The sequence below is a fragment of the Vibrio pacinii DSM 19139 genome (assembly GCF_000711795.1).
GTDB lineage: Bacteria > Pseudomonadota > Gammaproteobacteria > Enterobacterales > Vibrionaceae > Vibrio > Vibrio pacinii.
On sequence record NZ_KL543978.1, the window covers coordinates 87826 to 114156 of the forward strand.

The following is a 26331-nucleotide window of genomic DNA, read 5'->3' on the forward strand; positions in this document are numbered from 1 at the left end:
ATCGAAGGTCCAACTGCCATCGGGCTGGAAGGTCAATCCATCCACTTGTCCTGCGCTGAACGTCAGCGTATCTCCCGCATCAATGTCCGTAGCGTACACATGCCCAGAGGCCGTCGCGCCATCTTCATCGACTTTCACGGTGGCCATCGGTATCAGCACTGGGGCGTCATTCACGTTGTTAACGGTTAAGTCAAACGTGGTGGAGACTTGCGCTCCGGCCGTATCGGTCGCGGTCACTGTAATACTGGTTTGTCCCACATCACTGTTGGCTGGCGTACCACTGAAGGTGCCCGTACTCGCATCAAAATGCAGCCAGGCAGGCAGCGTGCCCGTTGACAGCATCAACGTATCGCCATGGTCAATATCACTGAAGGTATCCGCAGGAAGCGCAAACTGAAGTGTGCCATCCTGATCAACTGCTTGGTCTGCAACAGCATGAGTGACTGTTGGCGCGTCATTCGTACCTTCAACATTTACCTTGACTTGAGTCTGTATTACATGCCCGAATTTGTCCGTTGCCGTAACAGTAAAATGTTCAGTGTGGACTTCGCCTTCGCCTAGTTGATCCGTCTCGACAAGACGATTATCCAAATGATAATGCCATTCACCTGTTTTGCTATCGAGTTGCAGATCGCCGTATTTGCCATGCGTAGACGCTACAGACCAACTCACAGATTGGCTACCATCACCAGAGGCAGTTAATCGCCCATCAACAGTATTGACAGAAGCATCCTCTTTTAAGGACTGAACAGGAGGCAAATGATTGATGACCAAAGTGTGTTGAGCCACAGTATTGGCTTGAGGAAGTTGATTCGCTGAATGATTGCTTGCCGGGGAATGGTGGAGGTTAATGACCAGCTCTGCTTGATTGTTGTCACTATGAGCCACAAGCGTTGATTTAAAATTATTACCCCCTAAAACTGTTTCTTTAACATCAACAGCGATATGGTGTCCGCCACGATGAGTACCTAAATCTTTGTTTGCTGTTGGCTCAACCTGACTATCATTAGTATCAACGAAAGAATTGATATCATTAACGTCTACGTCTTCACTCCTTGAAGCAGACGTAGACTCTGGAATATCTGTCGTACTTTCATCTAACTCACCTTGCGACGGTGTTTCTTCTGGTATCACTTGTGCGTGGGCAGAGTGCCACGATTTGTCAGCCACTAAGTCACGATTAAAATCAGATTCTACATTGGTGTTTCGAAACTCTTTAGCTTTGAGAAGTTTGGCTTTTTCATCTAACTCTTTAGCCCTGGTTTTGGCTTTGTCATCCCTTTTTTTGGCATTTTTTTCTTCTGAAGGGCGTGTTTGTTTGTTGCTGGCATCTTCCGATTTCTGAACACTCATATTGTTTACCCTTCTTTATCGCTCACCAAAAGATTCTCGGATATTAGTAAATACTGGTTTCCACAAATATTGAAAAATAGTTTTATCACCAGTCACGATGTCTGCCTCTCCCGTCATACCAGGTAATAGGCGTAGCATTTCAGGATTATTGCCAAAATAAGGTTTGGGTATATCGATTTGAACCTTGTAATAGACTCCACCTTTTTCATCTGCGTCCGTCGTCGGTGATATTTTCCTAACTGTTCCATTAATAGAGCCATATCGACTGTAGTCATAAGCGTCTATTTTTATTTTGGCTAATTGACCTACTCGGACAAAGCCAATATCTCTGGGTGACAATTTCGCTTCCAAAAGAGCTGTTGCTGTTGTTGGTACAATGACAGCAACTGTTCCTCCCGGTTGTATGACACTTCCTGATGAAGAATTGGGAATCGATTGAATAATACCATCCACAGGTGAAATGATAGTGTCTTGCTGAATTTGAAGACTTGATGATTTGAGCCTTGCAGTAACCCCAATTAACTCCGAATGCGCGTCAGTACGTTGTTCCCCGACTTCTTTATATAGAGTGGCAATTCTCTGCTCTAACTGCCTATGTAGATTGTCGATGCTTCGCTCTACAACGCCTCGTCGCCCCTCCAAACTTTTTAACTCTCTAACATAAGAGTCATACTTCTGCTGAGTTTCCAACATAGTCAGCCTGGATACCGCCTGACTTCCTTTCTCTGAGTTCATCATTTTCAAAGATTGTTCGGAAGATCTAATCTGGTCTTTTAATGGTGGGATTTCAAAATCAATACTATGTAGCTCTGCTGTAGACTTTTCTATATCGGATTGTGACAATTGTACGATAGCTTCATATTCCTTATTCATCCTATCTAAACTTTTTAAGTGTTGTTCAACCAACGTTGGATACAAGTTTTTGTAACTTTCGTAGTTAGGCTCTCTTCTTTCAATAAAAGCATTGTACCTTTCTATCTTCAATTCCAGGTTAGCTTTTTGCCCTAGCAGCTCTTCCTCCACGGCTTGGCTATCAACAGAAACAAAGCTTGCGATCGTGTCACCTTTTTTAACTAAATCCCCCTCTGATACAAGTACAGAAGCCAAAGTACCGCCAGTCTGGGACTGAATAACTTGTTTATGTCCGAGGGGAATTACTTGCCCCTTTGCCTTGGCAACTTCTTCGATATTGGCAAAAATTGACCAAACCAAGACGGCAAAAACAGATGCAACAATAAACAACATAACACGCAGAATTAATTTCCTTTCGGAAGGCGCTTCTATTGCTTCGGTGAACTCATGTTCAGGTAAATAGCGATTATTTAACTCACGATTAGCCATTTTGCTCCCCTTGCTCGACCGCTTTCTCTGCTTCATTTTCTTTATTCATAATAGGACCGGTGTAAACAACTGATCCTTTATCCAAGATGATGACTTTATCTGCCTGATGAATTAAATCTTTGTCATGGCTACTAAACAAAACCGTGGTATTCCCCTTTAGCTGAGTCAGTGTTGATATAAAATCACGTTTGGCTTCGGGATTTCTGTTAGCAATAGGCTCATCCAGAACTAACAACGAAGAACGTTTAGCTAAAGCGACCGCTAAACCTACATAACCACTTTCGACCGATGAGAATACGCTGGCACCTTTGCCAAATACCTCGGCATTAACATCGTTATTTAATGCTTTCAGTATCGGCCCAGCACCCGCCTTAATAAGTGCCTCTCGAACTTCATCGTCAGTTGCTTCGGGACAAGCGACTCTTATATTTTGCGCCAAAGAACCAGGAATAATATCGGCATGAGTGGGACTGTATGCCGCCCAACGACGTAACGCCTCCGTGTCATATTGTTTACAGTTTTTACCGTTTACCATCACGTACCCAGCTTGAGGCTCTAAAACTCCTAACGCGGAGAGCAGCAAAGATGTTTTCCCACTACCATTTGGCCCAATAACGGCCACAATTTCGCCTGGTGAAATATCAAAATTAACCCCTGATAATGCAGGTTCACTCTCTGCGCTATACCTTAAAGTGACATGTTTAAAACTCATTGAGGGTGGATTTTTAATATCAGGTAGCTCAAGTCGCATTGCACTAAATTCAGTAGGTACTTCCATAAAACGATCAAATTGAGAGGCCGTTCCCTTAACCATCGCAATCTTCTGACGAGCAGAAAATGCAAGTTGAGCAGGACCTGTAATTCGCCAAATAAGCATAGTACAAGCGATAAGTGCTCCAGGAGTGATGCTTTGGTTCAAGGTTAAATAGATACCTGTAAACACCGTGACTAAAACGGTAATCAACCCCATAGCATGAGCAATCGCGGCATTTAACCCACTCCGTTTGGTGTAATTAAAATTTTGCCGTGAGTTCTCTTTTGCACGACGCATAAAATCGTTATACCAACCTTCTGGTTCTCCTGCTGCCTTCAGGTAGAGGATATTTTTTGATAACTCATTAAAGCTACTTTGGTATTCATTGGAAATAGTAGGTGTGGCTGCTTTGACATATTTTTCAACCAGCTTCATCACTAAATAAAACAGTGCCAGCATGACAATAGGTACAACAACTAGCCAACCGCTTAACAATGCAATCGTTAGAAGAACAACAATGGAAAACGGTAAGTCCAATAAGCCAGATCCTGCTGGGCCAGCCATCACTTTCCTAATATTCTCTGTATTTCTAATCCGCGACATATGATTAGCAAGCCCCACTCGAGAAAGTACAGATAGCGGCATACTCAACAATCGATTAAACGTAATTGAAGATAAATCTCTGGAGAATCGGTTGCTTGAAATGGTGACAATTTTTGATCGCAAAATACGACTAACAACCAACACAGCAAGGGCGATAACAGCGCCAGCAGCAATATTTGGAAGAATTTGAGGAGCGTGACCAGCAATAACTCGGTCATACACTGCCATTGTAAACAAAGGAATCGCTAAGCCGGTTAAACTGGATAACAGACTTAACCAGAATACAGGACGATACCATTTAGTTAACTTGGCATACTGAGTAGCAAAAAAACGCGATTTCTTGCCCATATCTGGCAGTGAATCAACGAGGAATACGTAGCCACCTTCGAGGCTTTTAGACATTACAGCCCAATGGTTTCTCTCATCTAGCGACTCAAAAGTACCATTATTGAGCCTCATGACCTGAGGTATTCCCTCCTCCGAAATCCAAATAAACGGTAACAGTAAATCTCTTAATGTATGTTTGTTGCACTTTTGTACACTTACATCAACCTGATGCTTTTTAAACAGTACATAGGCTTCAAGATAAGTTAATCCCTGATCTAAGACGTTTCGTTCAATATTGCTTGCTTGAACATTTAAACCCAGATGCTTAAATAACAGGATCAGTGCGGGTTTAAAGTTCTTTATAGGAGCTTTTTCATCTTTCATAAGTTCACTCCCTGTGTCGCTTCATTACTGATTATCCCATCGAGACCGATGTGTAGTTTCAAATCGCTGATAGCAGACATTTCGGTGAAATATGACGCAACGATAATCGTCATATTATTTCTTTTATCATTTAATAAATTTGACAACTTAGATTGAGAATCCGCATCCAGTGAAACCATTGGTTCATCCAGTAAAAGTATGGATGGCTGTTGAGATAATGCACGTATCAACGAAACCAGCTTCAGTGCACCTTTATTTAGGATTTGTCCCTGACCACTGCCTATTTGGGTCTGAAAACCATAAGGTAACTTAGCGATAGTTTCAGAAAGCCCTAACCTTTCTGATAACTCAGTGGCATAAGCTTCGTTTTCAGGATGAAACATCGTCATATTATCCATCACCGTTCCTTGGAAGAGTGACCCCCAGGGAGACACATAACAAACAGATTGTCTGAACTCAAAATCATCATGCTGAAACAAAGGTATGCCTGCTATCTTGATCACGCCATTTTCTACAGGATAGAAAGCACCGATAGAACCAAGAAACAGGCTGGCATAGCTCATTGGGTTTGAGGTAACTGTCGTTATCGAGCCTGCAGGTATTTCAACATTTATCCCCGTTAACTTGGCCCCTTTCTTTGAAGTACTGACTTGTTCGAAATGCACGGGCCCCAACGGTAACTTAGCCTGATAACTGACTTCTCTTGTAAATTGTTCTAAAGGAGCGCTCAACAGATTTTCGATATCCTGACTCACGACTTTCACTGAAGAGAATTTCGCTCGGAGACTACCGATTGAACTTAAAGGGGCTACAGCCCGCCCAGCTAAAATAGAACATGCCGCCAACCCACCTGTCGTTAAAGAGCCATCAAGAACAGATAAGCACCCAACAATTACAATGGTCAAAGTCGTCGCCAAAGATGCACCCTGTACAATTTCCTGAAGCCGAGACGAAAGCAAATCTACCTCCGTCTGAAGTCTGAATTGCGTATAGTTGAACTCTTTAAACCTATGAGTCATTCGCGCTTCTATTGCCAAAGCTTTTACGGTCGTTAACCCCGATAAAACTAAAACAAGAACACGCGTCCTTTCACTATCACTGACTGCTAGATTTTTTGTCGCTTCTAATAACTTTCTACTGATGACCCAGACCCAAATACCAGCGAGTACCCATACCAATAAAGGAACAGCAACAACCCAGCCTCCGATATAGAAAATGAGAAACAAAAAAAGAAGAATAAAAGGTACGTCCATCATGGCCACAGCAGCTTGACCAGAATATAAATCGCGCACTACAGCAATGTTTTTTATACCGCTAAGGATTTTTCCCGAACCCAGACTCTCTAAATATCGAAAATCTGATTTTAAAAGACGGTTAACTAACTTAGCCGTTACAGAATATTCATAATTTACGGCGGAAGATGCTAAGAACCAACTTCGGACATAGCGTAAAAGAAGCTCTAAAACTATCGCAATGCTGACGCCAATTAGAAGGACATTGGCAGTTCCATAAGCTTCGTTGGGAAGAATGCGGTCGTAAATCTGCAACATACTGAATGGCAGCGCCATCGATAGCAAATTGATAAATGTAGAAGAGAGCAACAATTGCGTGAAATTGTGATTGCTTTTCAGTACTCGAATGTGATCTATCAACAGAAAGTCCCTATTAATTAAAAGAGGTATCTATATGTTATAGAACAAAAAATATCAACATTCCGAGTTTTAGTGAATTTAATATTAGGAAACTATCTGAACGTTCAGTCCCACGTAATTTGCATTACTAAAAATATGTCTAATAGATTGAAATGAAGAATATAGCATTTAACTGAGTAACAAACTTTGGGGCAAAAAAGAGTCAGTCTGACGTTCTGACTCTTTTGAATGAAAATACATGGTATCGAGGAAGAGCTTAGGGAGCAGTGGCAGGTTACACTCGCTTACTCTTGGGACTGATGACCAGTCTTCTCCGCAAGCTTGCGCATAGCCTCGGCAAACGTTGTTGTCCCGCCTTTAGCTTTAACCTGTATCACTTTATAGCCCATTTTTTCCAGCGCTAGGCGCTCTGCCAAAACAGCTTTGTCATCTTGCTGACTACCCTGAGCAGGCTGATGAATGTAACACCCTTCTAGTTGACCATCTTCGACCAATTGGTGGTGTCTCAATGCATTGATATCGCAATTCATAGTAAGTCTTTTGGTTTTAATTAGGAGTACTGGGGTGGTTACATTCGCTTTAAAGGCTTAACCACGCTATCTAACCCCTCAATTTTGAGTGCTAAACAGAGCTGCAGCAGTTTACCCAACTCGCCTTCGGGAAAGCCTTTCTTATCGAACCACAACAAATACTCTTCTGGTAGATCAATCAATGCCCGCCCAGCATATTTACCAAATGGCATCGGCATACGAGCCAGTTTTATCAGGTTTTCTTTTTCTAACATCAGGCTTTACTCTGTGGATTCGGTCGTGACAGTTTACACTTTTCAAGCCAAAGACAACAACTAAGGCTGAGGCGTCACAGTATGAGCGTACTCTACCACGATTTGATTTCCTTCAATGTAAGCATTTTGGATATCGCCATCAACACTCATTCTGCTTTGCAGGTAAATTACTTTAGGTCCATTGGCTAAATCTTCTTTCAATGACGGAAACACATTATGAGGTTCCAAGCGCAATAAACGACAAAACTGGCTGACAAACGACATTGTCAGTGGTTTTTCACCACGTAATAATTGCGAAAAGGCAAGCTGACTCATGCCAAGCTTTTTAGCAAACTCCATCTGTGTTAGACGCATTTTTGACTTTTGTGACATCCAAGACTGATACAAAGCTTCTCTATCTTTATCAGTAAACTCCACGATCTTCCCCCACTCTAATTTGTTGGGTGAATTGTCGGTGTTTTGTCGTTAAGATTGTCAGCGCTGGGTTAATGAAAGTCATAACCGTGTTGAAACTGTCCTTTCGCGCTGGCTAGTTAAAAGAAGCGCCAAAAAAGCTACCTAATGTATCCGTCTGATCGTGATTATTTAGAACCAACTCAACATTAACCGCTTAAACCAATCGACTATTTTTTTAAACAGACCACCTTCTTCAACCGTTTGTTGCGCCACCAAATCAACGCGAGCAACTTGCTCATCCTCTAGACGGTAAATAACGCTGCCAACAATGTCACCTTTACTTATCGGAGCAATAAGATCATTTGAGTACTCTAGCTCAGCCGTTAGCTTGTTACTGTCCCCTTTTGCAAGTGTCAGCAATACTGGCTGGCTGATGCCAACAGGGAGATTATCAACCTTACCCATCCACACTCGAGCCTCGGCTAAAGTGTCATCGACACGAGAAGGCGCAACCGTATCAAAAAAGCGAAAGCCGTAGCTCAGCAATTGCTTACTTTCAGACTCGCGACTTTGAGTGCTGCTTGATCCCATGACCACCGAAATTAAGCGCATGTCGCCACTGGTGGCTGATGTCGCCAAACTATACCCTGCCCCACTGGTATAGCCGGTTTTCATCCCATCGACATTAAGGCTTCGATCGCGTAATAAACCATTTCGGTTGTACTGAGTGATGCCGTTATAGGTGTATGCCGTTTCGCTATACAAGGGGTAAATGTCTGGTAAGTCGCGGATAATGGCTTGACTTAGTATGGCAATATCACGAGGTGTAGAGTAAAGCCCTTCACTGTCTAGGCCATGAGGATTGGTAAACGCACTGTTTTTTATGCCTAAAGTTTGTGCCCAACTGTTCATTAAACTGGCAAACGCATCCTCACTGCCCGCTACGTGTTCGGCAATAGCCACGCTGGCATCATTTCCTGACTGAACAATCAAACCGCGATAGAGGTCCATCAGTTTGACGTCGGTAGCCACTTCAATAAACATCTTTGATGAGTCTGGAAAATTCTTTGCCCATGCATTGCGGCTGATGCGCACTTGGTCATCGAGTGAAATATTGCCACGGTTGACCTCTTGCCCAGCGACATACGCCGTCATTAGCTTGGTCAAGCTTGCAGGGTTGAGTTTGGTATCTGCGTTGTTCTCGACTAACACAGCACCAGTATGATAATCGATTAAGATATATCCCTTGGCGCCAAGAGCTGGAGGATCGGGAATAACCGTTGGTGCGGCAATCGCACCAAATGATATGGAAAGGGTGGTAAAGAGCGCTGAAGATTGAAGTAAACGCATAATCATGATGTGCAACGTCTCACTATAAGTGTTGATAAACTCACACAGTATAGACAAGCGGCGCAGAGTTTCAGCCACTTTGAAACTAATCGTTACTATTCAACCTGCTTTATCAGAAATAGCTCAAAGTCACGCTAGTAGATACAAAAAAGCCAGCGCTAAGCACTGGCTTGATATCAAGACTGAATAGGTTTAGGCAACTTTCAGCGTCTGTTGTTTTGCCATCAACTTCTCGCGATGAGTAAACCAAAAGTAAGTTGCGACGATAGAAAAGAACAGGTACGAAAGAGCAAACACAAACGGAGAACTGATTAACTGCTGTGACATACCCCAACTCACTCCTGCCACTGTGATCACAATCTTAGCCAAAAAACCGCTGATCAGCAGCAACAGAGCTAACTGTGGGAAACGGCTGCTACGAAACGCTAGCCAGTAACAACACCCGACCGCTAGGGTTGAGATGTACAAACCCAACAAAAATGAATGGAGGTGTTCAGCAGAAGCGATACCTGCAGTGATCGAAATAATAAATAGAATAAATAGTTTCATAATCGGCCTCGCTTTCTATGTCGAAAAAAAGCTCAATTCCATTTTTGCAATCTCATATTACATGTAGTTTCGCTGTTTATTGACGAAACACAAGTACTATTTATTGTCCAATTATTAACCAAAAAGTGATCTTTAACACCGTGTAAATAAGATGTTAAATATCTAATATCGTTCAACTCTTACTCTACCTTAACCCGTAGTAACAGCCATTAATGAAGTGTGATAAATGTTACAGTTAAATAACATTTGAAACATCTGAAAATATTTTATGATATGTGATAGAGCACATAATGATTAACGTTAAACGATCGTCACATGCCAAATCAAAAACTAAGTTTACGCTGCACGTAACAACTCATCCTGACTGCACAAAAAAATATAGTGTGAAGTTAACCACTGTTCGACGCTTTGCGCCTCGTATCAACTAAGACGGTTTGCTACTTTTGCGCCACCCAATATTACCTATGAACACTCATGCCTTCCGAGTTTCGAATTAACAAGATTGTAGAGATAGGCGACACCTTGCATCGCAGTGGTTGCGCCCCGTACAAACTTGAAAAATATACCCAGTTCTATGCCCGTAAACACGGTGTTGATGTCATGATCCAAGCGACACCAACCACGGTTAATTACCAGTTTCCAGATGACAACAATGCCGTAGTGATGAAGCGCCATCAGCCAGCCTCAATCAATTTGAGTTTGCTTGCCAACACTATTATTCGTATTAATCAACCCAGTAGTGAACCCGTCCCCGAACCGATTGGTTATCCTAAATGGGTCATCGCGCTGGCGAATATGGGGATTCCACCCGCATATTTGATGTTAGTCGGCAGTACTATCGACGCGATTTACTTCGCCGCTTTGCTTGGGTTTGTGGTGTGGCTAACTCAACAAGTATGCCGAGCACGACGCTCTATTGCTGCAGAATTTTTAGCCGCCATTTTGACTGGTATATTGGTCGCATTCTTTTCCAGCACTGGCCTCGCTATTCCAGTTTGGGCTCTGTGCATAGCCGCCATCGTATTGTTTGTTCCCGGATTGTCGATCGCCAACTCACTAGAGTGTTTAGCATTTAATGATCTCGTCTCTGGCACTAGCTTACTCGGACAAAGTGCCCTAACGCTGATAAAACTGTTTGTCGGCATTGTTATGGGACTAAATATTGGTGAGGCAATATGGGGGCAAGCAGAGTCATTAAAATACGTTAATGAAGTGCCGATGTGGCTGCATGTATTTGGTCTACTTTTGATTTCAATTTCATTGGGTGTGATCTTTAATGCTCGGCCAAAAGATATTCTGCTCGGTTTACCAGTCGCAGCGCTTGGCATGTGGGGGCCGTTATATCTTGGCTTCGAAAGTGGCTGGGTCGTTGGCACTTGGGTTACAACCGTACTCATTACCTTGTATGGCACCTGGGTGGCAAAAAAAATGGCGTTAACGGGGTCAATTTACATTGTTCAAGGGATCATTATCTTAGTTCCCGGCAGCCGCGTATTAGTCAGCGCAGGCCAATCGGTGTTTGAACAATCGATTTTACCGATACCGAGCATTGGTCTTTCGGCTCTGTTTATGTTCTCAGCCATTGTCGCAGGTCAAATTACCGCGTATTCGATCTATTCGCCTCAGATTGAGCGTTAAAGCCAACACACCCTCAACGATATTACTGACTTGCCATATAAAAAAGCCCTATTCAAACGATGCTCATTAAGCCACTTTTGAATAGGGCTCTCTGCCCTTATGTTTCATGTTGCGTTGAAAGCTTCCTTTGCCTTTTTTCGCTTTTTCAACTTTCGCCTTAAACAGGCAGCTCGTGACGATTGCTTTGAGCGCATTGTCTTTGATTTGACCCCGTCCAAACTCTACCTCTGTAGCGTTATTATCAACGGTAAATCGTTGTTTTCGCTTTGCCATAAAGCCTCCACATTGTTGTTTACAAACAACTGGTGATTGTTGCGTTTATACTCACTAAAGGTTAGCTTTCTTACCTAAGTCACCAGCCAAACGAATGTTACACTAATTATACCTAAATCAGTAATATTTTCGAAACTCTACCTAGCGCAAATTTCTAATGAAAACACCGCTTAAACCCAAACATTACTCCTTATTTTTATTGACTTAGTTGCACTTCGCATTAGACTGGTTGGCAGCTAGAAAACGGTTCTTGTTTATATTCGCCGTTCCGTTAGATTACTTGTATATCTGTCGTAACGTCGTGCGCATTAGCAATCTCCTTTTCCACGCTATCGATGCCGTATGGCTTTTACAAGATTTATCAAGGAAATACACTATGTCTAACACTGTTACTGGTACAGTAAAATGGTTCAACGAAACTAAAGGTTTCGGTTTCATTCAACAAGAAAACGGTCCAGACGTATTCGCACACTTCTCTGCAATCACTGGCGACGGTTTCCGTACCCTAGTTGAAGGCCAAAAAGTTGAGTTCACTGTATCTCAAGGCCAAAAAGGTCCTCAAGCTGAGAACATCAAACTAGTTTAATTTTAAACTAAACAGAATTTATGATAGCCAGCAGCTCGCTGGCTATTTTTTTATATATAAGAACAGGTTATGGCTCTCAAACCCACAATTTATAAATTTCGCATCTCACTTTCTGACACCAACCGAGATCTTTACGACTCTACACAATTAACCGTTGCTCAACACCCATCTGAAACCCTTGAGCGTATGATGGCGCGTATCTTGGCGTATTGCGTAAAATGGCAACCAGATTTAGCCTTAACCAAAGGGCTGTCGACCGTTGAAGAACCTGACCTATGGGTTAAATCTCTCGATGACCAAATTGAGCTTTGGGTTGAGATTGGCGAGCCGTCCCTAGATCGCCTTAAAAAAGCGTGTCGCTTGGCTAAGCGAGTGGATGTTTTCTCGTTCAATAGTAAGTCTGAAGTCTGGTGGGAGCAGAGCAAAAACAAAGCGCATCAGTACAATGCAAATATCTATCGTCTTGACAGCCAAGCGATTGAAGCCCTAGCGGCAACTGTCACCCGCACGATGGATCTATCGGTGATGATCTCAGGCAACAGCTTATTTATTGATACAGACCAAGGGTCCTTTGAAATTACCTTAGATACCTTACAAGGCCATGAATAAACTCAGCGAATGGCTCGGCACAACCCATGCTAATCAGCTTGAAATAGTGCAACATAAAGCTGCGGTGTATGAGCGGTTTTGCCAGCAACATGCACCACTGTTTGAACAAGTTTTGCAAGCCAAACCAGACACTGCCGCCGAACATCACTTACTCGGTGTGTTGACCAAAGCGCATATTGAAGCGTCCTGTCAGGTTGATGCTCAGCGCGAGTCTGCGGCGGCGATGCACGATGTTCTGCAAACTGGTTTAGGTGACGCCCATCGGCATAAATTCGAAGAGCAAGGCATGGCGCAATTGCAATTAGTCACGCACTTATGGCTGTATATGCAGGGCTATCTTAAAATGGATTTCAGTTTGGCCAACGAACATGCCGACTCCACTGCGCAACTGATCAATTCGATCACTAAAGACGATACCCAAGCGCTAAGAACACACTATCTTGAGAGTTATTATCTTGGTGATCTTCACTCTCCGCTCAAGCGTAAGTTCGGCATAGTAGCGCGCGTGAAACAGTGGCTCACGAAAAATCAATAAAAAGGCCCGAAACGGGCCTTTATTGCATGTTCGCTGTTGTTTATAGATAAGTATGCGGACCAAAAACTTCGTAATGAATTCGATCGCGCTCCACCCCAGCCTGTTCCAACTGACGTACTACTGACTCCATAAAGCCCACTGGACCACACAGATAGAAATCTCCTTTCGCCAAAGGTAGCTCTTTGGCAATCAAAGTAATATCGATCTGACCTGAAAAATCAGCCCCAGTTTGGTTTAAATACCAAGTGTATTGAGGCCATTGATTGCTTTGAGCAAGCTGCGCAGACTCTTGTTTAAAGGTATGTTGTTTGTCTCCATTACACGAATAGAGCACTGTCACCTCTTTCTTTTTCTGATGCGCTAATGACTGTATCATCGCTTGGATCGGTGTTACCCCGACACCAGCCGAAATCAATACGACTGGTTGACCCTTCTCTTGATAGAAAAAATCACCAGCTGGCGGATAGAGACTCACGACATCACCTTGATCAACATCATCATGTAAGTAGTTTGATACCACGCCATTGTGCGCTCCTACTTCACGCTTAACAGAGATGCGGTAATCTTGACCATTCGGCTTTTGCGATAACGAATACTGACGTATTTCCTTGTATTGACTACCTTTAGGTTTGAGTTCAATACCTATGTATTGACCTGGCTGGTAATCGAGTACCGTACCGCCATCTTCTGGGACCAACACAAAACTGGTAACGAATTCAGACTCAGGCTTTTTCTCTTTCACCACAAAACGGCGCGCATTTTGCCAGCCACCAACCGCTTGTTTACGCTGCAGGTAGAGCTCCCCTTCACGATCAATAAAGATCTGCGCTAAAAACAGATACGCGGCTGTCCACGCCTCTTCCACTTGTGGAGTGAAAGCATCACTGGCAAGCTCACGTAACGTTTCAATCAGGTGGTGGCCAACAACTTGATAGTGCTCCGCTTGGATATTAAAGCTGGTGTGTTTATGGGCAATGCGCTCTACAGCAGTTGTCAATGCTGACAGGTTTTCAATGTTCTTGGCGTAAGCTGCGATCGCTTCAAACAGAGCAACGCTCTGTCGCCCAGTCTTCTGGTTCGTCATATTGAAGATATCTTTCAGCTCTGGGTTATGGTTGAACATACGCTGATAGAAATGTTCAGTCAGTGCAGGGCCTGCAGACTCTAACAATGGAATGGTGCTTTTTACTACTTCAATATGATGGTTGTTGAGCATCTCGACTTTCTCCTCATTATTTTATTTTTCTGTCCTATTAAAAGCAGGATACATGCCAACTTATAGATACCCTAAGTTACTGGGTTTATTGATGTTTCACTGCCAAACCCGAGTCAAATAGACACACTGCTTGATGTCATTATGACTACTTAATGTTGCAATAACCTCAATGATATGGTTAATTTCACTGCATCACTCGTACGCACGGGGCTCGCTCGCCTCATCTCTTGGTACTGTATGCAAGATATCTCTGTTTCAACACTTATTGACATGACAATCAGTCTCGCTCGCGGAGACAATGATCAGGATCGTTTCAACAACCTTCTTGATGCTATTCGTAAAGCGATTCAGTGCGATTGCGTTGCGCTACTTTCGCTGCAAGGGGACACCTTAGTCCCTCTCGCGATGCAAGGTTTAACCCGAGATACATTAGGGCGTCGTTATAAGATAGACCAACACCCTAGGTTCGCACATATTTGTGCATCGAAAACAACGGTTAGATTTGACTCTGACTGCGAGTTACCCGACCCATTTGATAATCTATTGATCGACCATGACGGCGATCTTCCGATGCACTCATGCATGGGCTTGCCACTTTATTATGCCGATAAGTTACTAGGGGTCTTAACGCTGGACAGTTTAACTCCAGGTGCATTTGATCACTTTCCGAGTCGCAGCTTAGATGCCTTGTCTGCCATTGCAGCTTCAACGCTTAAAGTGGCGCTTACCGTAAGCCAACTTGAGCACCAAGCGAAGCAAACTCAGCAACGATTCGAAGAGCTCAATGAAGAGGCGTGGGAACGTGATGGCGGCGAAATCATCGGTGATAGCGCAGCCATACAGGCGCTAAAAGCTGATATCGAAGTGGTTGCCCCATCCAACTTCAATATTCTAATTCACGGCGAAACGGGGGTAGGTAAAGAATTAGTTGCCCGCAGCCTTCATCATCTGTCACCACGCAGAAAGCAGCCTATGGTCTATGTCAATTGCGCTGCAATACCGGAAAACTTGGTTGAAAGTGAGCTGTTTGGCCACGTTCGAGGCGCTTTCACCGGAGCAGATAAGTCTCGTCTTGGTAAGTTTGCTCTTGCCGATGGCGGAACCCTGTTTCTTGATGAAATTGGCGAACTGCCCCTTGCCGCACAAAGTAAAATCTTACGTGCGCTGCAAAACAACGAGATCCAACCTGTGGGACAAGACAAGGTCGAAACCATTGATGTTCGTGTGCTTGCTGCCACCAACCGCGACCTTAAGCAGGAGATTGATAAAGGCCACTTCCGATCGGATCTTTACCATCGTTTAAGTGTCTATCCCATTACAGTGCCCCCCCTGAGAGAGCGCGACGAAGACAGCGTGCTATTAGCGGGTTATTTCTTGGAACAAGCTAGGCGAAAACTAGGTATTGTCCAGCTTAAGCTCGGTAAAGACGCGCAATGGCTGCTCTCGAATTATAACTGGCCGGGCAATGTCCGCGAGCTTGAGCACGTGATCAATCGCGCAGCACTTAAAGCCCGTGCTCGCCGCCATCAAGGGACACTCATTACCGTGTCTGTCGAAGATATTGGCGAACTGCAATCGCTGGCTAATCTTGCCTCTTCAGCCCCCAGCAAAACACACGTTGCAACGCATACGTTAGATCCCGAATTAGGCCTTAGAGAATCAACCGATCAATACCAACGTCAACTGGTGTTAGCAGCGTTAACAAAAGCGGGATTCAATTGGGCTAAAGCGGCTCGAGCGCTGAAAACCGATCGAGCTAATTTAACCCGATTGGCGAAACGACTGGGAATACAGGTGACGACCCAACATCAAATCAAGGTGAGCTGAGTTTGCTGTACCGAAATGATCACATCTCAGATACAATACGTAACCTAATAGTTACTCAAATAGTCAAACAAGCTCAACAAATAGGATGGTTATGAAGTTTATCCGCTGGTTTTTAGGACGCGTGATCCTTTTACTCAACTTTATTTTTTCACCAAGTGGCGTCAAGCGCTCAACGCAGCAGCAACAGGTAGCAGACAGCAAAGCTCAATCTCTCGCTCTGTATCAGTTCGATGCTTGTCCCTTCTGCGTCAAAGTCCGCCGTGCCATGAAGCGTCAATCGGTCAATATCGAATTGCGCGATGCCAAAAATAATCCGACACACCGCGCAGAGTTAGAAGCGGGTGGTGGCAAAGTAAAAGTCCCTTGCCTAAGAATTGCAAAAGACGACAAAGTCGAATGGATGTATGAATCTTCAGACATTGTTGCCTACTTAGAGCGAGAGTTCGCTTAACTTCAAGCCCATTAGGAAGTGCCTATGTCATACGTTCCACTCAATATTTCGCATATCCAAGCTATTGTGTTTGATCTCGATAATACTTTGGTTACGTCCGACATGAACTTCTCATGGCTTAGAGAGCAAATTGGCTGTCCACAAGACAACGATCTGCTCTCTTTTGTTGAAAAAATCGATTGTCCAGACACCGCAAGCAAAGCGCATCAGCTTATTCTTGATCACGAACTGCAAGACGCCCAAACGTCTCAACCGATGCCTGGCTGTCACTCGTTGCTTAATTTCATTGACAGTAATCAGCTACACACAGCCGTTATTACCCGTAATTGTGCCGAAGCGACTCAACAAAAAATGGCCCATAATCAGTTGAATATTCAACGCGTAATTACACGTGAACATTATCCACCTAAGCCTGCACCCGATGCGTTGATTTCGTTGGCTAACGAATGGCAAATAGGTAGGCACCAGATCTTGTATGTCGGCGACTATCTGTACGATCTGCAAGCAGCTTTCAACGCCGATATGCCCTCGTGTTTAGTCACCCATGGTAACGCAAGCCCATTTACCGCACATGCATCACTAGTGATTGAGCATCTAACTGACCTAGAAACGAGATTTGCTCAGCGTATTTGAATCCTATATACCATCGGCGACACCCACTAAGATTTAAACACTTCATCGCTAAACCGACGATTAAAGTTCGCCAGCCCCTTGAAAATGGGCGACAGCGTAACGATGTTGTAAGTATCGATTTAACCGAGGCTCTTATGTCTCGGTTATTTGTTTTCCCAAATAAAAAACCTTAACGGTAGCATGGCTATGACAAACACCTCTTCCTCTTCTTCGCTGAGACAGCAACTGTTCAAAATGACATGGCCGATGCTGTTTGGTGTGCTGTCTTTGATGAGTTTTCAATTGGTTGACAGTGCCTTTATCGGTCAACTAGGGGTATTACCGCTTGCTGCTCAGGGGTTTACCCTACCGATACAAATGGTGATCATCGGTATTCAAGTCGGATTAGGCATTGCCACTACCGCCGTAATCGCTAAGGCCATTGGAGCCGGTGACGATCGTTATGCGAAACAACTCGGCGGCTTGGTGGTCGCGCTCGGCAGTATCGGCGTTGCTTTGATTTGCATCAGCCTATACCTGTTACGCGAGCCGATTTTACTACTGCTTAGCGCCCCACAAAGTGTCTTTGCGATTATTGACAGCTATTGGATTTACTGGTTGGTAAGCTCTTGGACAGGTGCAGTGCTGTACTTCTTCTATAGTCTTTGTCGCGCCAATGGCAATACCATGTTGCCGGGCACGATGATGATGGTCACCAGCGCTCTCAATCTAATACTCGACCCGATCTTCATCTTTACGTTCGATCTAGGCATCAATGGCGCGGCCATCGCGACCATCCTCGCGTTTGGTATCGGCATCTTGTTCGTTGCACCTAAAGTGGCGCGCAAGCAGTGGATGAGCTTTGACTGGAGCGATCTTAATGTCGCTGACAGTCTTCGTTCAATCAGCCATATTATGGGACCTGCGATGGTGAGCCAATTGCTGCCGCCATTATCTTCGATGCTAGCGACCAAACTACTCGCAAGCTACGGCACTGCAGCGGTTGCAGCATGGGCATTGGGATCGCGCTATGAGTTTTTTGCTATCGTCGCAGTACTGGCACTGACGATGTCGATGCCACCAATGATCGGCAAACGTCTTGGACAAAATAATCTCGCTGACATTCGTAAACTGGTCTCGATAGCGGCTCAGTTTGTGATAGGGTTCCAACTCGTTATCGGCCTGATCACGTTAATCAGCTCAGGATTACTCGCCAATCTTATGACCAGCGAGTCGCAAGTAGGCAACATTCTCAACTATCACTTAATGGTGGTGCCATTTAGTTTAGGCCCACTTGGCATCTGTATGTTGATGGTCTCTGTCTCAAATGCTCTGGGCAAGTCTTATACCGCGCTGACCATCTCAGCACTGCGCTTGTTTGCCTTCTTCCTGCCATGCTTATGGTTAGGGTCACAATGGGGTGGTATCGAAGGCCTGTTCTGGGGCGCGTTTATTGGCAACATATTGGCGGGGGCCACCGCTTGGTTGATGTACCAAAAAGCGCTCCGCCAGATAGAGCAAAAATTGCTCTTTGTTCAATAAATAGCCGTTGTTAACACAATAAAAAATGCCGAACACAAATGTGAACGGCATTTATTAAATCGCTTATCGAAGATGGCTAGCTGCCAATTTGGCTATTTTGATTTTCTTTGCTGCTCTTTACGGGCCAGTTTCTCTTGTCGGCGCTGCGCAATCAATTGATCCGCTTCACCACCCACATGAGTTTCTCCACGCGCATTTGCCAATTGAACTTGTTTTTCGCGTTCACGGAAACGTGCTTTCTGCTCATCAGTATGCTTGTCGATACACTTAGGGCAACTCACACCTTTCTCAAACGCCTCGGATTCGATATCTTGCTGAGTGATTGGCAAGCGACATGCGTTACACATCTCATACTCACTTTTCTCTAACTGGTGGTTAACCGCAACTCGGCCATCAAACACATAGCAATCGCCTTGCCACATGCTCTTTTCTTCTGGCACCTCTTCAAGATACTTCAGAATACCGCCTTCAAGATGGTAAACCTCTTCAAAGCCTTGCTCTTTCATGTAAGCCGTCGATTTCTCGCAACGAATACCGCCGGTACAGAACATCGCAACTTTTTTGTGTTTGGTTGGATCCATGTTTTCAGCAACGTACTCTGGGAACTCACGGAAGGTTGCCGTTTTGGGATTGACTGCGTTTTTGAAGGTGCCTATTTCAATTTCGTAATCATTACGAGTATCGACAACAAACACTTCAGGGTCAGAGATAAGATCGTTCCACTCATTCGGTTTAACGTAAGTACCCACCACATGGCGAGGATCAATGCCTTCCACACCTAATGTGACAATTTCTTTTTTTAGTTTCACTTTGCTACGGTTAAAAGGCTGAGTGGCTTCAAATGATTCTTTGTACACAATATCAGCTAATCGCGCGTCCTGTTTGAACCAAACAATGAGAGCATCAATGCCTTCTCGAGTCGAAGCAACGGTGCCGTTTATCCCTTCACTAGCCAGCAATAAAGTACCGCGTATTTGATGCTTTTCCATCAACGCTTTTAGCGACTGACGAAGTTCAACATAATCTTCAAGGCGCACAAACTTATACAAGGCACATACTACGTAATCTGTCATTTCTTTTCCTTATAGCGACTTGGATCGTAAATCCAGAGCTTTTGGTTTTAATCGCAGCGAGTATAACCAAGTGTCGCAAGGACAAATACGGACAATTATTGAGGATATTAGCGTCCACATCAGAATGCGATCCTAACGCATGTGTCATATCAATCCGGGAGTGAATTTCGGATGGCGATGAAATCACCCCAATTATCTATCATTAGTTCGACCAATTTGGGCTCAAAATGCTTACCTTTTTGAGCTTCTATTTCTTGCATAATCGCTTCATCGGTCCAAGGTTGTTTGTAAGAGCGTTTAGACCCTAAAGCATCAAATACATCGGCTAACGCGGCAACACGCCCACTGACCGGAATCAACTCGCCACTTAATTGGTTAGGATAACCGCTGCCATCCCATTTTTCATGATGGGTGCCGGCAATTTGTTTGGCTACATTGATCAAACGACGTTTGGAGTGGCTAAGGATTTCAACGCCATACTCTACGTGTTTTTGCATAATCGTCCATTCCTCAGCATCAAGCTTACCGGGTTTATGTAAAATGCTATCGGGAATTGCCACTTTGCCAACATCATGGAGAGGAGAGGCATACTTGATCATTTTGGCTTCTTGCTCAGGCAAACCGTATAACAAGGCTAGTTTTTCACATATTAACGATACGCGTTGTACATGTGCTCCCGTTTCTTTGCTTCGCGCCTCAACGGCGTTCGCTAGGTTAAAGACCAGCTCTTTCGATGTTTCACGGATATCGGTTAACAAGGTGAGGTTTTCAAAGGTTAAACCAATATTCTGCATATAGATTTCGAGTAGGTGTTTGTCTAGATCAGAAAGGTCACGATTTACATTGACATACAGTAAGCATTCCACACCATCAGCATCGTGGGTATACAACACATACGCATCACCATAATTGTTACTTTTTGCTTTTGCTAGTGTTTGTCGACAACGCTCGGCCACCAACTCAGGGAGACGCTCAAACGCACATTCTGAATAACAATCGATATAGTCACCCGTAGCCGCTAACATTAGTGCACGAGCCTCCTCACCATGAGGTAACGGATGAACGAGGCAGTAAAAAGCCGATTTCTCCAATTTAAGTAAAGAAGTCACTTGTGACAAAACAGCTTCAGCGTAAGCTTGTAAACTATCGGTATTTTGAACATAAGAGGAAGCTTCAATGACTTTTCTCAACCCTTCTTTCTGTTCCTCAATCAAGCATAAATCACGGTAACTGCGCAGCATAGAATAAAGCAGAGTCTTAAGCTTTTGAGTAGTAAGTTCGGTTTTTTCTTTATAGTCATCAATATCATATTCACGTATCACCACATCTTCTGGTGCTTGCCCCGCTTGCCCGGTACGAAGAACCAGTCGAGTCAGTTTATTACCAAGATCATTACGGATGAACTTCACTAATTCGAGGCCCGCGGTTTCAGATTCCATCACAACGTCTACCAGAGCAAGGGCAATATTGTCATTTTGACGACAGATCAATTTGGCCTCTTCACCCGATAAAGCCGACAATAAATTTAATCGCTTCCCTTCAAACTCAAAGTTAGCAAGCGCTAATTTAGTCACTTGGTGCATTTGTTGTTCATCATCAACCAACAGAATATTCCACTGTTGCTCCGATTTATTGGATTCTATTGGCGTAGTATTGGTCTGATCGTCTACTGTTATTTTATCCGCAAAAAAATTCATTGCTTACCATTCCCAGAACTATATTAATACTTAAGGTTTAGCACAAAAAAATTACTAATGGATTAATTGATTAATATAAATAGCCGCATCCGATCAGTCATTACCAAGCGGAGCAAAAAAGTATTATTGCTTCACGACTGTTTGGCAATCTAGTTAATCAAGTGATAACCACAACAACATGTTAGGTGATTTTCGTAACAGAAAAACGTATCATCCAGCGTACTTATTCCTCAGCCCTTTAAAACATGAATTCCCATAACCATCACCCTATTCAAGGGGCGAGTTGGATGCTAGCGGCAGGCTTTGCTTTTGCTATCGTCAACAGTCTCGCGCAAGTTGCTAGCATTAACTTTGGTCTCTCCTCAACAACCGTCGCTCTTGTTCAATACGCGATTGCCTTGGTGGTTATTTTACCCTATTTGAAAACCCTTGGAATTCGCCGTTCGCTTCGCACTCAGCATTTAGGCATGCATGTTTTTCGAGTCTTTCTTTCGGTGATCGGAATTCAACTTTGGTTATGGGCCTTGGCCTATCCTGTACCAATTTGGCAAGGTATCGCACTGCTGATGACCTCACCTTTGTTCGCCACGGTTGGTTCGGGATTATTCTTGAAAGAGAAGGTTGGTTTTGCCCGTTGGGGAGCAACCTTGACTGGCTTCATTGGCGCAATGATCATTTTACAACCTTGGGCAAGCGACTTTAGTTGGGCAACACTACTCCCTGTTGGTGCCGCGTTCTTTTGGGCATGCTACTCACTGATGGTGAAAAAACTCTCTTCAGACGACTCACCTTCTACCATGGTGGTTTATCTACTTATTTTGATCACACCTTTCAATCTGTTACTTGCTGTGCCAGATTGGCAAACACCTGTCGGCGGTGAGCTATGGCTAGTATTAATCGTCGCAGGCGCGATGACGGCTTTGGCTCAGTGGGCTATTGTTAAGGCATACTCGGTGGCAGATGCTTCTTTTGTCCAACCGTTCGATCACGCCAAGCTGCCGTTGAATGTGTTGGCAGGCTGGCTGGTGTTTAGCTGGGTACCACCTGGCCGTTTGTGGCTCGGGGCGGCAATTATCATTGCATCTGTCGCCTTCATCACCCATTGGGAAACAAAAAAGCCAACCAAGTGAAAGAAATTACCGCTGAGTTCGTTCTAATTAGTCATAGTATTTACGGGAGAGAACCCTATGGCAGATCCAATCAAATTAACCCTTTACCGCTGGGCAGGAAGCTGGGGCCCTTTTAAGGTCAATATTCCTTGCGGGGAATGCACCTTGACCAAAGATATTCTAACCGATGTGTTTGAGAATGAATTGGCTGGCATAGAGGTTGAACTTGAGGTTAAAGATTGGCTCTCTCACTGGTGGGAACCTTTAAAAGCCGGCTCCTGGCATGCTCCGATTGTGATGGTTGAGGGCAAGGTCATTAGCCAAGGCGAAGCGTTAAATCGCGGTGTGCTGGTTCAATCGGTGATTGCCGAGTGGACCAAACGTGACACCTTGAAAGGAAATATTGTCTACGGTAAAGCAACCTGCCCTTATTGTGTTAAAGCGAAAAAATTACTTGATAACGCAGGAATAGAGTACCAATACCACGATGTAGTTAAAGACAGCGCCGCGCTGTATCGTATGATTCCAGAGGTAAAAGCCATTATCGGCGAAAAAACGCCAGTAACCGTGCCGCAAATTTGGCTCGATGGGCATTATATCGGTGGTGCCGATAACCTTGCGGCTTGGATTGAAGAGAAAGGACTTAATAAAGTTCCTGATAATGTTGTCTCTTTATGACTAAGTCATCTTTATAGCCAAGTAAAGTCCCAATAAACACAAAGCCTCGCTAAATTAGCGAGGCTTTGTTTTGCTCAATCATAGACAGGTTCGTGACCCTATCATTGAGCATGAATGCCAGTTCACAATTGCGATTACTTCGCCATTTTTTTCATCATGCGTTTGATGAAAGAAGCTTTCTTCGCTTTAGGCTTGGCGTAAAGCGCATCGTGCATGGCTTGTCTTGCGATCATTTGACCTAAATATGCATTGCCTAATTCGTGATTCATGAGTCTCTCCTCGATAGTAAGGAGTGTGATTTTAATCACATTTAATACAAAATCAAGATGTAGATCACATTATCATCAAGCACGCTTGGGTTGTTGATAGGTTTTACCCGCAGCTTGGTAGGTATCTTTACGTTTTACATCAAACATCGCTTCAAAGAACCAAGCAACGAAACGAATCACATCATCACCCTCATCCATCACATGCTCAACAAACTCTTGTTCTTCGCCCTGCTCGTTTTCCTGCAACGTAACATGGTAAATACGTCTTGCTCCTTCAGTTTCCGCCAGCGCAAACTGACCCGTTAATGAATCTGCCGCCTGCGCCACTTCTTGATCATCGCAAGTTTTGAGTATAGCCAATGCTTGAGGTAAAGTTTGTTGCTCGCACAGTGACAGTACCAGTGCTTCAAATTGATTGTATTCCATCAGATTTCTCTATCGCAGATAATTGCGCGTATTGTACGTCAAGCCAACTCTTGTTGCACATTATGATTGGCCTTGGACAAACTCAACACCGTAGCCATCGTACACGCACATAGCAGATAAAAAATGCCCATTGCATACTGACTGTGTACCCAGCTTTCAACCAAATAGCCACCGAGCACTCCGGCTAAACACATCTGTATTGATCCCGAAAGCGCTGATACCGCACCCGCCTGACGTTTATGAGGCTCAAGCAATAAGCTGATCGAGATAGGGAATGACAAGCCTTGCGCAATAGCAAGTAAGGTAAAAGGCGCGACTAAGTTTATCAAGCTTGCTGGTGCCAATACTAACCAGATACCCGCAAGCATCAACAATGAAATCGCTATAGAAAGCAGTTGCTTAGAAGATAAATAGCGGGTAAGTACATTGAGGGTTAAGCTACCAATCATCAAACCAGCCGATGGAATAATCATTATAGAACCATATTCCGCAGCGGTTAACCCTAGCTCATGTTGCAATAAAAAAGGCATCACCGACAATGACACTAAGCTTGCTAGATAACTCACCCAATTGTAACTCGCACTGGTCAGAACTTGTCGGCTGGTAATCAATTGACGGTAATTAGACACGACCTGACGCAAACTGAAGCGCGATTTACCGTAAGACATGGTTTCAGGTAATACAAAATAACCTAAAGTAAAAATGGCCATTAGATAGCACAAAACAAACATAAATACCGACTGCCAGCCAAGATAAAACGCCAGCCAGCCTCCGATGACCGGTGCAAGAATCGGCATAATCGAAGCGGTGACCGATATATAGGATAGTGCGCGAGTCAGTTGCGCTCCATCATAGCTATCACGCAACACACTGCGCCCCAAGACAGACGCACTTCCCGCCCCTAAGCCTTGTAATAATCGACCGAGAATAAGTGATTCAAGATGGTGAGAAAATAACAAGCAGATCACAGTTCCAAGCAGGTAAATACCTTGCCCAAGGATAAACACCGGACGACGACCAATCGCGTCTGAGAGTGGACCATAAAATAGCTGAGAAGCCCCAAAACCGACCAAAAATAGTGTCACCAAAAGTTGCACATCAGCCTGGCTTGCTTCTAGCGTCTGACTAATCAAAGGAAGTGAAGGTAGATAAATACTCACACCAACTTGGCCAGTTGCAATTATCATCATCGCCAATACGATCGGCATTTTTCTCATTCACATCTCCCCAATTAGCCCTGTGTCAGCAGTGTAGATTAATCACTAGTAAATGATAATATATCGAATTGGAAAGTAATTAGTTCCCATAAGGAATTAATAGGAGGGTCTATGGATTGGTTGCAAAGTGTTCAGAGCTATATTCGTGTTGTTGATGAAGGCAGCTTTAATGGCGCAGCACGTAAACTCAACACCACCAGCTCAGCAATCAGTAAACGCATTCACTGGCTTGAAGAAAGAATTGGTGTCCAATTACTCAAACGTACCACGCGTTCGGTCACTCAAACTGAAGCTGGCGCACTGTTCTACCAAAGAGCCAAAGTACAAATTGATGGTTGGCAGTCGGTCCTCGACGAGACACGCTCGGTATCGCAATCTCCAGCCGGACTACTCAAAATCGGCGCTACTCTTGCGGTAGGTTCGAAATTTCTGGTGCAGTATCTCAACGACTTTTTGCAAATGTACCCCGATATTCGAATTCAGTTGATCACCACGACTCCGGGACAACTGCCGACATTAAGCTTGGATCTCTTCATTAGCCGAGAAATTGAACAACTCAACTCACTTAGCTTCAAAGCCAGCCCTTTATTTGAACATCGAGCAGGATTTTATGCGTCTCCTGGTTATATTGAAGAGTTTGGTCAACCTTTGCAGCCTCAAGATCTTACGCAGCACAATATGTTGATATGGGGCGAGCGTACTCAACGTGAAATCACCCTAACAAACGGGCAAAAACTCAACTTAAGTGGCAACTTTGCGACCACCAACCCTGAAGCGCTGTTTTATGCGGCCAAAAGTGGCATGGGATTACTGCTGACCAATGACGTCATGATCAAAGAAGATCTTAGATTAGGCGCGCTCAAACGCGTATTGCCGGGTATCACTGCAGACGAGGCGATTGTCTATGCTTATTACCCTAAACTTGACTATCAGCATACTCGAACACAGCTCTTCCTTAACTATCTAAAACAAAGACTTAAACAAGAGCAGCACTAACACTATCGATGGATTATCGATTTAGGTTTGCAATACTATGCGACTAATACCATATTTATTAGGTAACCCAATCAACGGATAAGT

General features: G+C 44.1%; 27 protein-coding genes. 11 read left to right on the forward strand and 16 right to left on the reverse strand.

All coding sequences use genetic code 11. The features are described 5' to 3' along the window. The 9 genes from BS19_RS18450 to BS19_RS18490 all read right to left on the reverse strand — a co-directional run. Positions 1-1353: putative Ig domain-containing protein (locus BS19_RS18450; RefSeq protein WP_038177351.1), on the reverse strand; the 1353-nt coding region annotated here is incomplete at its 3' end. Between the two features lie 15 nt (positions 1354-1368). Next, a complete protein-coding gene (locus BS19_RS18455; RefSeq protein WP_051686578.1) occupies positions 1369-2694 on the reverse strand; it encodes an HlyD family type I secretion periplasmic adaptor subunit in 1326 nt (441 codons plus the stop codon). Next, the gene (locus BS19_RS18460) at positions 2687-4762 is read right to left on the reverse strand and encodes a peptidase domain-containing ABC transporter (RefSeq protein ID WP_038177353.1); all 2076 of its coding nucleotides are present in this window, start codon (positions 4760-4762) and stop codon (positions 2687-2689) included. Before BS19_RS18460 ends, BS19_RS18455 begins: the two co-directional genes overlap by 8 nt. Further along, positions 4759-6414, reverse strand: a complete 1656-nt coding sequence (locus BS19_RS18465; protein WP_038177354.1) for an ABC transporter transmembrane domain-containing protein — start codon at positions 6412-6414, stop codon at positions 4759-4761. Before BS19_RS18465 ends, BS19_RS18460 begins: the two co-directional genes overlap by 4 nt. 284 nt (positions 6415-6698) lie before the next feature. Then, positions 6699-6944 carry a hypothetical protein gene (locus BS19_RS18470; RefSeq protein WP_038177355.1) on the reverse strand — a complete coding sequence of 82 codons (246 nt, stop codon included), beginning with the start codon at positions 6942-6944 and terminating at the stop codon, positions 6699-6701. 38 nt (positions 6945-6982) lie between these two features. After that, the gene (locus tag BS19_RS18475) at positions 6983-7198 is read right to left on the reverse strand and encodes a DUF3820 family protein (RefSeq protein ID WP_038177357.1); all 216 of its coding nucleotides are present in this window, start codon (positions 7196-7198) and stop codon (positions 6983-6985) included. A gap of 60 nt (positions 7199-7258) precedes the next feature. Then, a complete protein-coding gene (locus tag BS19_RS18480) occupies positions 7259-7615 on the reverse strand; it encodes a helix-turn-helix domain-containing protein (protein ID WP_038177359.1) in 357 nt (118 codons plus the stop codon). A 168-nt stretch (positions 7616-7783) separates the two neighbouring features. Beyond that, a complete protein-coding gene (locus BS19_RS18485; protein ID WP_038177563.1) occupies positions 7784-8950 on the reverse strand; it encodes a D-alanyl-D-alanine carboxypeptidase family protein in 1167 nt (388 codons plus the stop codon). A 186-nt stretch (positions 8951-9136) separates the two neighbouring features. Beyond that, positions 9137-9493: a hypothetical protein gene (locus BS19_RS18490; protein ID WP_038177360.1), complete on the reverse strand. Its 357-nt coding sequence runs from the start codon at positions 9491-9493 to the stop codon at positions 9137-9139. A 474-nt stretch (positions 9494-9967) separates the two neighbouring features. Between BS19_RS18490 and BS19_RS18495 the strand changes: the two genes are divergently transcribed. Next, positions 9968-11131, forward strand: coding sequence for a threonine/serine exporter family protein (locus tag BS19_RS18495; protein ID WP_038177361.1), 1164 nt, complete (start codon positions 9968-9970; stop codon positions 11129-11131). Between the two features lie 66 nt (positions 11132-11197). On the opposite strand, the gene BS19_RS18500 is transcribed toward BS19_RS18495, so the two are convergent. Continuing rightward, complete coding sequence (locus BS19_RS18500) at positions 11198-11404, reverse strand: alternative ribosome-rescue factor A (protein ID WP_038177362.1); 207 nt, start codon at positions 11402-11404, stop codon at positions 11198-11200. Between the two features lie 376 nt (positions 11405-11780). Between BS19_RS18500 and BS19_RS18505 the strand changes: the two genes are divergently transcribed. The 3 genes from BS19_RS18505 (at position 11781) to BS19_RS18515 (ending at position 13134) form a co-directional block, all read left to right on the forward strand. Next, complete coding sequence (locus tag BS19_RS18505; protein ID WP_006960450.1) at positions 11781-11990, forward strand: cold-shock protein; 210 nt, start codon at positions 11781-11783, stop codon at positions 11988-11990. A 69-nt stretch (positions 11991-12059) separates the two neighbouring features. After that, positions 12060-12599 carry a YaeQ family protein gene (locus tag BS19_RS18510; RefSeq protein WP_038177363.1) on the forward strand — a complete coding sequence of 180 codons (540 nt, stop codon included), beginning with the start codon at positions 12060-12062 and terminating at the stop codon, positions 12597-12599. Beyond that, the gene (locus tag BS19_RS18515; protein ID WP_038177364.1) at positions 12592-13134 is read left to right on the forward strand and encodes a hypothetical protein; all 543 of its coding nucleotides are present in this window, start codon (positions 12592-12594) and stop codon (positions 13132-13134) included. The genes BS19_RS18510 and BS19_RS18515 overlap by 8 nt, the downstream gene beginning before the upstream one ends. A 40-nt stretch (positions 13135-13174) precedes the next feature. Here BS19_RS18515 and hmpA read toward each other — a convergent pair whose 3' ends face one another. After that, positions 13175-14350, reverse strand: coding sequence for an NO-inducible flavohemoprotein (gene hmpA / locus BS19_RS18520; protein WP_038177365.1), 1176 nt, complete (start codon positions 14348-14350; stop codon positions 13175-13177). 237 nt (positions 14351-14587) lie between these two features. On the opposite strand from hmpA, the gene norR reads away from it, so the two are divergent. The 4 genes from norR (at position 14588) to BS19_RS18540 (ending at position 18782) form a co-directional block, all read left to right on the forward strand. Then, positions 14588-16177 (forward strand): nitric oxide reductase transcriptional regulator NorR, encoded by a 1590-nt coding sequence (gene norR / locus BS19_RS18525; RefSeq protein ID WP_038177367.1) that lies wholly within the window; start codon positions 14588-14590, stop codon positions 16175-16177. A gap of 91 nt (positions 16178-16268) precedes the next feature. After that, positions 16269-16628 (forward strand): glutaredoxin family protein, encoded by a 360-nt coding sequence (locus BS19_RS18530; RefSeq protein ID WP_038177368.1) that lies wholly within the window; start codon positions 16269-16271, stop codon positions 16626-16628. Between the two features lie 24 nt (positions 16629-16652). Beyond that, positions 16653-17261, forward strand: coding sequence for an HAD family hydrolase (locus tag BS19_RS18535; protein WP_038177370.1), 609 nt, complete (start codon positions 16653-16655; stop codon positions 17259-17261). A gap of 186 nt (positions 17262-17447) precedes the next feature. Next, entirely contained in the window at positions 17448-18782 is a 1335-nt protein-coding gene (locus BS19_RS18540; RefSeq protein WP_245609311.1) for an MATE family efflux transporter, read from the forward strand. Positions 18783-18874: 92 nt separating this feature from the next. Here BS19_RS18540 and trhO read toward each other — a convergent pair whose 3' ends face one another. Both trhO and BS19_RS18550 read right to left on the reverse strand, forming a co-directional pair. Continuing rightward, positions 18875-19855: an oxygen-dependent tRNA uridine(34) hydroxylase TrhO gene (gene trhO / locus BS19_RS18545; RefSeq protein ID WP_038177372.1), complete on the reverse strand. Its 981-nt coding sequence runs from the start codon at positions 19853-19855 to the stop codon at positions 18875-18877. Positions 19856-20004: 149 nt separating this feature from the next. Beyond that, the gene (locus tag BS19_RS18550; RefSeq protein ID WP_038177373.1) at positions 20005-21552 is read right to left on the reverse strand and encodes a DUF3369 domain-containing protein; all 1548 of its coding nucleotides are present in this window, start codon (positions 21550-21552) and stop codon (positions 20005-20007) included. A 245-nt stretch (positions 21553-21797) separates the two neighbouring features. On the opposite strand from BS19_RS18550, the gene BS19_RS18555 reads away from it, so the two are divergent. Further along, positions 21798-22682, forward strand: a complete 885-nt coding sequence (locus BS19_RS18555) for a DMT family transporter (protein ID WP_038177374.1) — start codon at positions 21798-21800, stop codon at positions 22680-22682. A gap of 57 nt (positions 22683-22739) precedes the next feature. Next, positions 22740-23339 carry a glutaredoxin domain-containing protein gene (locus tag BS19_RS18560; RefSeq protein ID WP_038177375.1) on the forward strand — a complete coding sequence of 200 codons (600 nt, stop codon included), beginning with the start codon at positions 22740-22742 and terminating at the stop codon, positions 23337-23339. 134 nt (positions 23340-23473) lie between these two features. Here BS19_RS18560 and BS19_RS20715 read toward each other — a convergent pair whose 3' ends face one another. The 3 genes from BS19_RS20715 to BS19_RS18570 form a co-directional block, all read right to left on the reverse strand. Then, positions 23474-23608, reverse strand: a complete 135-nt coding sequence (locus tag BS19_RS20715) for a hypothetical protein (RefSeq protein WP_281170154.1) — start codon at positions 23606-23608, stop codon at positions 23474-23476. 75 nt (positions 23609-23683) lie between these two features. After that, positions 23684-24034: a hypothetical protein gene (locus BS19_RS18565; RefSeq protein WP_038177377.1), complete on the reverse strand. Its 351-nt coding sequence runs from the start codon at positions 24032-24034 to the stop codon at positions 23684-23686. 38 nt (positions 24035-24072) lie between these two features. Then, positions 24073-25251: a multidrug effflux MFS transporter gene (locus tag BS19_RS18570; RefSeq protein ID WP_038177378.1), complete on the reverse strand. Its 1179-nt coding sequence runs from the start codon at positions 25249-25251 to the stop codon at positions 24073-24075. A gap of 111 nt (positions 25252-25362) precedes the next feature. Here BS19_RS18570 and BS19_RS18575 point away from each other — a divergent pair, with 111 nt between their 5' ends. Further along, positions 25363-26247 carry a LysR family transcriptional regulator gene (locus tag BS19_RS18575; protein WP_038177380.1) on the forward strand — a complete coding sequence of 295 codons (885 nt, stop codon included), beginning with the start codon at positions 25363-25365 and terminating at the stop codon, positions 26245-26247. Positions 26248-26331 lie beyond the last annotated feature (84 nt).

What these genes read in the sequence shown, in the direction of transcription:
- BS19_RS20715 (WP_281170154.1), bottom strand. Translation starts at nt 23,608, where the DNA reads ATGAATCACGAATTAGGCAATGCATATTTAGGTCAAATGATCGCAAGA.
- BS19_RS18475 (WP_038177357.1), bottom strand. Translation starts at nt 7,198, where the DNA reads ATGTTAGAAAAAGAAAACCTGATAAAACTGGCTCGTATGCCGATGCCA.
- BS19_RS18540 (WP_245609311.1), top strand. Translation starts at nt 17,448, where the DNA reads ATGACAAACACCTCTTCCTCTTCTTCGCTGAGACAGCAACTGTTCAAA.
- BS19_RS18505 (WP_006960450.1), top strand. Translation starts at nt 11,781, where the DNA reads ATGTCTAACACTGTTACTGGTACAGTAAAATGGTTCAACGAAACTAAA.
- hmpA (WP_038177365.1), bottom strand. Translation starts at nt 14,350, where the DNA reads ATGCTCAACAACCATCATATTGAAGTAGTAAAAAGCACCATTCCATTG.
- BS19_RS18510 (WP_038177363.1), top strand. Translation starts at nt 12,060, where the DNA reads ATGGCTCTCAAACCCACAATTTATAAATTTCGCATCTCACTTTCTGAC.
- BS19_RS18535 (WP_038177370.1), top strand. Translation starts at nt 16,653, where the DNA reads ATGTCATACGTTCCACTCAATATTTCGCATATCCAAGCTATTGTGTTT.
- BS19_RS18490 (WP_038177360.1), bottom strand. Translation starts at nt 9,493, where the DNA reads ATGAAACTATTTATTCTATTTATTATTTCGATCACTGCAGGTATCGCT.
- BS19_RS18455 (WP_051686578.1), bottom strand. Translation starts at nt 2,694, where the DNA reads ATGGCTAATCGTGAGTTAAATAATCGCTATTTACCTGAACATGAGTTC.
- BS19_RS18550 (WP_038177373.1), bottom strand. Translation starts at nt 21,552, where the DNA reads ATGAATTTTTTTGCGGATAAAATAACAGTAGACGATCAGACCAATACT.
- BS19_RS18570 (WP_038177378.1), bottom strand. Translation starts at nt 25,251, where the DNA reads ATGAGAAAAATGCCGATCGTATTGGCGATGATGATAATTGCAACTGGC.
- BS19_RS18530 (WP_038177368.1), top strand. Translation starts at nt 16,269, where the DNA reads ATGAAGTTTATCCGCTGGTTTTTAGGACGCGTGATCCTTTTACTCAAC.
- BS19_RS18495 (WP_038177361.1), top strand. Translation starts at nt 9,968, where the DNA reads ATGCCTTCCGAGTTTCGAATTAACAAGATTGTAGAGATAGGCGACACC.
- BS19_RS18460 (WP_038177353.1), bottom strand. Translation starts at nt 4,762, where the DNA reads ATGAAAGATGAAAAAGCTCCTATAAAGAACTTTAAACCCGCACTGATC.
- BS19_RS18575 (WP_038177380.1), top strand. Translation starts at nt 25,363, where the DNA reads ATGGATTGGTTGCAAAGTGTTCAGAGCTATATTCGTGTTGTTGATGAA.
- trhO (WP_038177372.1), bottom strand. Translation starts at nt 19,855, where the DNA reads ATGACAGATTACGTAGTATGTGCCTTGTATAAGTTTGTGCGCCTTGAA.
- BS19_RS18555 (WP_038177374.1), top strand. Translation starts at nt 21,798, where the DNA reads ATGAATTCCCATAACCATCACCCTATTCAAGGGGCGAGTTGGATGCTA.
- BS19_RS18565 (WP_038177377.1), bottom strand. Translation starts at nt 24,034, where the DNA reads ATGGAATACAATCAATTTGAAGCACTGGTACTGTCACTGTGCGAGCAA.
- norR (WP_038177367.1), top strand. Translation starts at nt 14,588, where the DNA reads ATGCAAGATATCTCTGTTTCAACACTTATTGACATGACAATCAGTCTC.
- BS19_RS18560 (WP_038177375.1), top strand. Translation starts at nt 22,740, where the DNA reads ATGGCAGATCCAATCAAATTAACCCTTTACCGCTGGGCAGGAAGCTGG.
- BS19_RS18515 (WP_038177364.1), top strand. Translation starts at nt 12,592, where the DNA reads ATGAATAAACTCAGCGAATGGCTCGGCACAACCCATGCTAATCAGCTT.
- BS19_RS18470 (WP_038177355.1), bottom strand. Translation starts at nt 6,944, where the DNA reads ATGAATTGCGATATCAATGCATTGAGACACCACCAATTGGTCGAAGAT.
- BS19_RS18485 (WP_038177563.1), bottom strand. Translation starts at nt 8,950, where the DNA reads ATGATTATGCGTTTACTTCAATCTTCAGCGCTCTTTACCACCCTTTCC.
- BS19_RS18500 (WP_038177362.1), bottom strand. Translation starts at nt 11,404, where the DNA reads ATGGCAAAGCGAAAACAACGATTTACCGTTGATAATAACGCTACAGAG.